The organism is Chthonomonas sp. (assembly GCF_035294505.1).
Classification (GTDB): Bacteria; Armatimonadota; Chthonomonadetes; order Chthonomonadales; family Chthonomonadaceae; genus Chthonomonas.
Genome location: NZ_DATGKU010000128.1, coordinates 1 through 4,963 on the forward strand (window position 1 = coordinate 1; position 4,963 = coordinate 4,963).

Consider the following 4,963-nt stretch of genomic DNA (forward strand, 5'->3'; position numbering starts at 1 on the left):
CTCCAAACATACTGATTTAGGCCTATTTTAAAGGAAAGTAGTCTCTAACAACAATACCCTCTTTAGGGACGTCGAGATGATAAGCCAAGCATATTGTCGTAACCCATTTACTTCGGCATCACATGCCCTGTAACTCTATAGCAAAGAGATCATGTTCATAAAAGGGGTCTTGACAACTACTTTCGTCTGTTATATTAATGATACGCTTACTAGGCTTGATAGTTTAGTACGAAAGCCATAACAGCACAAATATGCGGACGATGAGCAAATGAGATTAGTAAGCACAAAAACCTTATCTATCGTCCTTCTTATCCTGTCTTTCCCCCTGTCTGGCAGCGCTCAGACGGGGGGAAAGACCTTCCCATTGCCCTCCAAAACCTTCGTTCTTCAACAACTCCGCAATGCACAACGGAAGATCAAATCGGTTCAATTTATCTACCTCTACACAGCCCAGCTGACTTCGACAGTACCACAAAGCAGCACCGCTGCTGCTTCCACCACGACCTACGAGTTTGCCTTCTCCTCTAAAGGAGATAAGTGCTACTTGAAACCCCTTCCCGATAGCCGCGGCTCCGACCAAGAAAACATGGTTTCCCTATTTGATAGCCGCCGTAATTACCAGATTGCGACCATTGAGTTTCAAGGCAAAACAGTCAACGATTGCACCTTTTCACGCCAAAATATGGGTATGGCCCTAACCCCCATGGATTTCGGCTACTTTCTTGGTTCCCTCCACTGGGCAGCAGAGGCATTGCAGCCGACGCCCCTTGCCGTTCACGGTTATGAGAACTCATCGTTTGGCCCGGTGCTAAAGGTGACGGCAAGAGATCAAAACGGCTTCACCGACACACTTTATTTGGCCCCAAACTACGATTATCTTATTGCAAAATGGGAGATTCATACTGAAAACGGTGAGATCGTCGAGTTCCTATGCGACAAGGCTATTCAGAAAAAAAGCGTCTGGATTCCCATAGACGGCACCCGCAACTGGTACACACCTTCCCCACAGGGACTACAGTTGCGTGCTGTCTCTAAAGTGCACGTCATTGCCGCTCAAATTAACGACGTGCCCGAAAGCCTTTTTACACTCCACCTGCTCCCAAGTTCGCGCGTGTACGATCGCGATCACGACGTAGCCTATTTTGTAGATAACCGGGGAAGATGGATTGCGGATAAGCGGTCAACGAAAACCCTATCGCGCCACTACTTTCTTGCATGGCTGTTTATTGTGAGCCTGACAACGCTCCTGGTGATCGTTTTCGGTCTGATCATTGGCCTCAAACGCCGCATTTCCTCCTAGTTTTATGAAGCCTATGGGAGACACTCTGTCCTCAGTCAAACTTGAGGAAGGGCACTCGGCCACTTAAAAATAACACCTACAACCTCCTTGCCAAAAAGACGGCGTTACGGTAAAATAGATGGCGAATGATGTCGCTTCATCTTCCATATCATCAGCAAGAAGGCGAATGCCGCCGCAGACGGCCTTCGCCTCTTTGTGCTGTCTTCGCCCAAAACGATGAGCCTTAATGAACTTCTGCCGCTTGCCGACCAGCTTGCAGGTCTCGATGCGCTTGTAAGCTCCCTAACCGATTCGCCAATGCCGAGCGTCGCCCACATTCAAGGGCTGGCCGGAACCGCAAAAAGCTTCCTGCTGGCTCGGTTGGTCGCCGCCCTAAAACAGCCCATTCTGTTGATAACCTACCAACAGGAGCAAGCCCAACGCCTGGCCGATGATCTTCTCCATTTTGGCCTACCGAGCGATAGCGTGGCCGTCCTGCCGGCCCCCCAAAGCCTCCTTACCCCCGACGATGTGGCCGACCATCGCCTCATCGGCGAACGCCTAAGCGCCCTCAACCTCCTGGGGCAAAACCGGCCTTGCGTGGTCATCGGTGTCATCGAAGCCGTGCTCCGCCGTACCATCCCGCCTACCTATCTCCAACAGAAAAGCTTTCGACTCGAAGCCGAAACCGAGATAGACCTCGACACCGTGGTGGCGCAACTGGTCGCCCTCGGCTATACGCCTACCCTCACCGTCACTCAGCCCGGTGAGTTTAGCCGCCGTGGCGGCATTCTCGACATCTATCCCTCTTCTGCCGAGGCGCCGGTGCGCATCGAACTGTCTGGCGACATCATCGAGTCGATTCGAGTATTCGATGTAACCACCCAACGCTCCCTACGACGCGAAGCCTGGACTGAGATCGCGCCTGCCCACGAGGCCGTTCTCGATCCGCAACGCATCGCCCTCGCCCTCCAGAACATAAAAGCGCGACTAGAAACGCGACGTGCCGAACTCCTCGCCCAAAAAACACGAGAGGCTACCAAAGCCGCAGAGCGCCTCACGGAAATCGTAGAGGCCGACCTGATCCGCCTCGAACAAGGAACCGGCTCCGATAGCCTGGAACGCTACATAACCTACCTCGTGCCGGAACCTCTCTGCGCCCTTGATCACCTGCCACCTCAAGGCATCGTTATCCTCGATGAACCCCACCAAATTCGGGAGCATTGGCAACGCTATCACGCCGACCTGTGCTCCGCACGGGAACGCCACTATAACCATGGGGAACTGCTCGACCTCGAACCTCCCACCCTGACCTTGGAAGAAGGGCTTGCGCGACTGCAACATCGCCGCCTTCTGCTGCTCACTCTGCTTGAGCGACACGTGGAACCCTTCAACCTCGCGCAAACCCTGCAGGTGCACTCGGCCGTTATGGAGGGCTACCGAGGTCGCCTCTCCATGCTCGCAGACGACATCGCCATCTGGGTCGCAAACGACTGTCGCGTGTTAATCGTCTCCGACCAACCCCAGCGCGTGCGCGAGATTTGCGCGGAGATGAATCTGCCCGCCCAACCAAAAGAACAGAAAGTGGATCGCCCCGGGCTCTACGTGCAGGAAGGCCGACTGCGAGCCGGGTTCAAATTTACCGACCTTCGGCTCTATGTCCTGACCGACGCGGAACTGTTCGGTGCCGCACGGCCTGTCCACTCCCATCGCAAGGTGGCCGGCGGCGTGGCGATTAGCTCTCTTCTCGACCTGCGCGAAAACGACTACGTGGTTCACATCCACCACGGCATCGGCATCTATCGCGGCCTCGTCCGTCGCCAAATTGATGACACCGAACGTGACTTCCTCTTCATCGAATATGCCGATGGAGATAAGCTCTATGTGCCCGCCGATCAGATTGACCGCATCCAGCGCTACATAGGAGCCGATGGCAACCCACCCCAGATCAACCGCATTGGCGGAGGCGACTGGCAGCGCACCAAGCGCAAGGTGCGCCAAGAGGCTAAAAAGATAGCGGCAGAGCTTTTGCGCCTCTATGCCGCCCGCGAGGCCGCCACACGCCCACCCTTTGGCCCCGATACCCCTTGGCAGATCGAAATGGAAGAGGCCTTCCCCTATGAAGAGACCCCAGGGCAACTACAGGCCATCCAAGAGGTAAAAGCCGACCTCGAACGTGAACGGCCCATGGATCGGCTCATCTGCGGCGATGTGGGCTTTGGCAAAACCGAGGTCGCCATCCGTGCCGCCTTTAAGGTGGTCTCCGCCGGCAAACAGGTGGCCATTCTCTGCCCCACTACCGTGCTCGCCGCCCAACACCACGCCACCTTCTCGGAACGCCTTGCCGCCTATCCCATCAAGATCGAGCTGCTCTCGCGCTTCCGCACCCGCGCCCAACAGCGTAAAACGTTAGAAGGCCTGCGAACCGGCAGCGTGGATATCGTTGTGGCCACCCATCGTCTCCTCAGCAAAGACGTTCAATTCAAAGACCTCGGACTGCTCATCATAGATGAAGAACAGCGATTCGGGGTCGCCCAGAAAGAGCGCCTCAAACAGCTACGCACCTCGGTGGATGTGCTCACCCTCACAGCCACACCCATCCCGCGCACCCTCTCTATGGCCCTCTCCGGCCTGCGGGATATGAGCCTTATCGAAGACCCGCCCGAAGGGCGCTTGCCCGTCATCACCTATGTGCGAGAATACAACGATGAGCTGATTCGCGATGCCATCCAGCGCGAACTCGAGCGCGACGGGCAGGTCTACTTTGTCCACAACCGCATCGAATCGATCTACCATGTCGAACAGCACCTTAAAAAGCTCGTGCCCGACATGCGCATCGTGGTAGGCCACGGACAAATGTCGGAAGAGGATCTAGAGCAGGTTATGTACGACTTCTATCATCATCAGGCCGACGTGCTCCTATGTACCACCATCATCGAAAATGGGCTGGACATCCCTAACTGCAACACCATTATCATTGATAACGCCGACCGCATGGGGCTGGCGGAACTTTACCAGCTTCGCGGTCGCGTGGGGCGCTCCAATCGCCAGGCCTACGCCTACCTTCTCTATCGTCCCAATAAAGCCCTTCGTGAGGTGGCCGAACAACGCCTCGCCGCCATCCGAGAGTTCAGCGCACTGGGCACAGGCTACAAAGTGGCCCTGCGCGATCTTGAAATCCGCGGCGCAGGCAACCTGCTAGGGGCTGAGCAGAGCGGTGCTATGCTGAGCGTGGGCTTCGATCTCTACTGCCAACTTCTTTCTCAGGCCGTGCAGGAGCTGCGTGGCGAAGAGCCGGTAGAGGATGTGCTTCCCGCCGTAGACCTACCCGTCACCGCCTACATTCCCGAAAGCTACATCCCCGGCGAGGCGGAACGCATCTACTTCTATAAACGTCTGAGTGGCGCTCGTACTTTGAAAGACATCGAAAACTTGCAGGCCGAACTAGAAGACCGATTCGGCGACCCACCGCGGCCGATTTGGGAGGCGCTAGCCATCTTGCGCATTCGCCTCCGCTGCAAAGAGATCGGCATCGCAAGCATAAAAGGGGATCGAAGCGGCATCACCATCCGGTTCGCCCCCCACGTCCGCCTTACCCCAGAAGCTATTCGGCTGCTGAATTACGCTTTCAAAGGGCACCGCTTCACATCCGAAGGGGTCATCTTGCCTCTCACCACCCATAAA

2 protein-coding genes are annotated in these 4,963 nt (G+C 55.8%); both read left to right on the forward strand.

What is annotated here, in order from left to right; genetic code table 11:
• Window positions 1-364: 364 nt before the first annotated feature.
• The gene (locus VKV18_RS07545) at window positions 365-1,300 is read left to right on the forward strand and encodes a hypothetical protein (protein WP_324203601.1); all 936 of its coding nucleotides are present in this window, start codon (window positions 365-367) and stop codon (window positions 1,298-1,300) included.
• Between the two features lie 216 nt (window positions 1,301-1,516).
• On the forward strand, window positions 1,517-4,963 hold a 3,447-nt coding region (gene mfd, locus VKV18_RS07550), incomplete at its 3' end, for a transcription-repair coupling factor (RefSeq protein WP_324203602.1).